We start from the raw sequence: 2,352 nt of genomic DNA, 5'->3' as shown, positions 1-2,352 counted from the left end.
GACAGGATGTCGGGGCTTTTTCTATTGATAAAGAGATATTCACATGATCATAAAGTAACTGTTATTGACTCATTTATTCGTGGTTAATACCATCCATCTAACTTCATCGGAACGGTTTATTATTTTGCAACGCATATTCATTCATAAAGACCACAACAAACTTATAAAAAATCTATATGGATTTACTTTAAAGCTAGGCTTGATCGTGATTGCAATCAGTATGGCTGCGTGTAGCAGTTTAAGCGGATCATTCGCCAATCGCTCTACTCAGTTATCATCTGGACTACAAACAGCCTATTCTGTTTCTCCAAATACAGCAAATCGCTTATCCCCAATGATCGTGCAAAATGCAGAGCGTTATGATGTATCACCCACTTTACTCGCTGCGCTCATTCGCCAAGAATCAAATTATAATAGTTCAGCACGCTCCCCTACAGGTGCGATCGGTTTAACTCAAATAGTTTCGACTCATTGGCGCCAGTCTTGTCCTGGCAATCTTTATGATGAAAATACTAATATTAATTGCGGTGCATATATCCTATCAACCTATTATAAATCAGCTGGCAGCTGGTCAAAAGCCGTAGCGTATTATAATGTTGGGCCATCAGGTTATGAACGGAGTTTTTGGACACGCCATAAAGGTAAAAAGTATGCTCGTTCAGTAAAACGTCATGAAAAAATCTTAAAAAAAGCCCTATAAAATAAAGAGTAAATAAAAAACCATGCTCTTAAGCATGGTTTTTATTGGCTAAATAATGAAATTACGCTTCGTCAAACAAACCTTCAAATAACACCGAAGACAAATAACGCTCACCACTATCAGGTAAAATTACAACAATCGTTTTGCCTGCATTTTCAGGACGTTCAGCAATTTGTGCCGCCGCCGCCAATGCCGCACCGCTTGAAATACCCACTAGAATTCCTTCTTGCGTTGCACACTTTCTTGCCCACTCAATCGCATCCGCACTATTCACTGGCAACACTTCATCGACCAAATCTAGGTCTAGGTTTTTAGGAATAAAATTCGCACCAATCCCCTGAATTTTATGCGGTGCTGGTGTGATGCTTTCACCATTTTTAGTTTGGGTAATGATTGGAGATTCAGCGGGTTCAACTGCAACAGAATAAATTGGCTGATTCTGAACTTGCTCAAAATAACGTGAAATTCCTGTAATTGTCCCGCCAGTACCAACACCCGCAACTAAGATATCCACTTGTCCATTGGTTGCCTGCCAAATTTCAGGACCAGTGGTATCGACATGAATTTGAGGGTTGGCTGGGTTTTCAAATTGTTGTGGTAGGAAATAAAGCTCAGGATTTTCAGTGGCTAAACGAACAGCTTCATCCACCGCACCTTTCATGCCCTTAGCAGGCTCGGTCAAAACCAGATTTGCTCCTAAAGCTTTTAATACTTTTCTGCGCTCTAAGCTCATACTTGCGGGCATGGTTAAGGTAATAGGATAACCTTTTGCCGCTGCAACAAATGCTAAAGCAATACCTGTATTACCACTAGTCGGTTCAACAATATGCATACCTGTTTTAAGTACACCACGTTTTTCCGCATCCGCAATCAACGCTGCACCAATACGGCATTTTACTGAAAATGCAGGATTACGGCTTTCAACTTTTGCCAATATTGTAGCATCTGATTTAATCAAACGATTGATACGAACTAAGGGTGTATTGCCTATCGCTTCTGCATTATTCGAGTAAACTGCTATACCTAAGTTGGCAGGCGTTGGAAATTGTTGATCGGTAGACATGTTATTTCCTTATTAGATTTGGAATGATTCTTAAGCATTATAGGCTTGTGAACTTAGGAGGAAAGTAGAAAACGTTAAGATTTATGAAAAGTTTTTCCCATATTTATAGCTTTCTTCACCGATTATGCACCCGTAAACCATGAGAAAAACACATACTCATTGGACGTTTCATAAAATATCTCTACCTCATTCCAATCTGCTGTTAATCCTAATGCTAATTTTAGATGTGAAGAAATAGGTAAAGTAAAACTTTCAACTGGAGCAACCTCCGCACCATTATGATAAATTCCCCAACGATCAGAATATTTTAGATTTTTCGCATTCTGATTTTTCTTTATTAATTTTTGAATAGAATATACTATCCATTGTGTTTGTTCTTGGACTTCTACTTCAGTTAGTGTTTTAAAATTAGTTTTCTCTAATATAGGTAATAACCAAATATCAAAAATATTTTTTAAATCTGCTGTAGTTGTTTCAAGAATATCCCATTCTTCATAAAAATGAAGTTCATGAATAAGCAGTGTTATAAATGCTTCTAATGAATTCAAACCTTGTGATTTTTTACAAATAAAATAGACAGCATCGCACA

Annotated in this window: 3 protein-coding genes; 1 reads left to right on the top strand and 2 read right to left on the bottom strand. The window is 37.8% G+C overall.

Annotated features, from left to right (window positions below; genetic code table 11):
- The first annotated feature begins 220 nt into the window (after window positions 1–220).
- Window positions 221–700 carry a lytic transglycosylase domain-containing protein gene (locus AAV96_RS00225; RefSeq protein ID WP_188363588.1) on the top strand — a complete coding sequence of 160 codons (480 nt, stop codon included), beginning with the start codon at window positions 221–223 and terminating at the stop codon, window positions 698–700.
- A gap of 61 nt (window positions 701–761) precedes the next feature.
- Here AAV96_RS00225 and cysK read toward each other — a convergent pair whose 3' ends face one another.
- Both cysK and AAV96_RS18175 read right to left on the bottom strand, forming a co-directional pair.
- Entirely contained in the window at window positions 762–1,763 is a 1,002-nt protein-coding gene (gene cysK / locus AAV96_RS00220; RefSeq protein WP_046737853.1) for a cysteine synthase A, read from the bottom strand.
- Window positions 1,764–1,885: 122 nt separating this feature from the next.
- On the bottom strand, window positions 1,886–2,352 hold a 467-nt coding region (locus tag AAV96_RS18175), incomplete at its 5' end, for a hypothetical protein (RefSeq protein WP_046737852.1).

Origin of the sequence: Acinetobacter sp. AG1, from assembly GCF_001005525.1 — a bacterium.
Taxonomy (GTDB): Bacteria; Pseudomonadota; Gammaproteobacteria; order Pseudomonadales; family Moraxellaceae; genus Acinetobacter; species Acinetobacter modestus.
Note: the sequence above shows the minus strand (reverse complement) of the source record. Positions and strands in the feature narration are given on the sequence as shown.